Origin of the sequence: Clostridium sp. LS (genome assembly GCF_002760435.1) — a bacterium.
Taxonomy (GTDB): Bacteria; Bacillota; Clostridia; order Clostridiales; family Clostridiaceae; genus Clostridium.
This window is the reverse complement of record NZ_AUUU01000241.1, coordinates 1-879: the sequence shown is the minus strand read 5'-3', so window position 1 is coordinate 879 and position 879 is coordinate 1. Positions and strand designations below refer to the sequence as shown.

Genomic DNA, 879 nt, shown 5'->3' with positions numbered 1-879 from the left:
TAATACTCCAGCCTTCCAAGCTGGAAAGGTGGGTTCGATTCCCACTACCCGCTCCAAAAAACAACTGATATCAGTTGTTTTTATTTATATACAAATGAATATGCACTTGTAGTTCAGTTGGATAGAGCGTTGGACTTCGAATCCAGAAGTCGTGAGTTCGAATCTCACCAAGTGTACCAAAAAAGTAGTAATACCAACACTTTAGTGAAAGACTAAAATGTTGGTATTTTTATTTTGCCCCTTATAAAGCCGTTATAAAAAAACAGGCATTAATCAGTCTGCATACTCTTTAGTTCATTAATTAATGATTTTACATGAAGATGAACAATCATTTAAGCAATTGCTAGAGATAGTTGAAGAATATTATGGACTAGATGATAAGATATTTTAATATGCTTTATTTTTAATAATTTTATATGAAATAAAATGAAGTATAACACTAAATATATAGTTTGGGTATACTTAACATATAGAAAAATATTATTATGACTGGAAAGACAATGGCCATTTATATAGACAACTATAGCTGGTGTATCAATATCAATAAAAGATAGAATTATGAAGAAATATTAAGAAATATAAGAATGATTTTAGAAAATAGTAATGGTATAAATAAATGAATGGGTAGTATAGATGATAAGATAAAACACGTCGCTGAGAGCGGAAAACAACTTAAATGAATATCTGAAAAGCTCTGAAATAAAGAGTTGAAAAAGAATTTTAAAAAGTTGTTGACAAGCTCGAAAGTAGATGATACACTAAACAAGCTGTCGAGAGCGACAGAGACTTACAAAAGTAAAACAACAAAAGTTGTGAAAGAAAATGGTCTTTGAAAATTGAACAGAATAATATAAATACATTTAAGTAAACCAGCAATTC

1 tRNA gene is annotated in these 879 nt (G+C 29.4%); it reads left to right on the top strand.

The window, feature by feature from the left end:
• Positions 1-102: 102 nt before the first annotated feature.
• Positions 103-179, top strand: a tRNA-Arg gene (locus tag COL3_RS26950).
• The last annotated feature ends 700 nt before the right edge of the window (positions 180-879 follow it).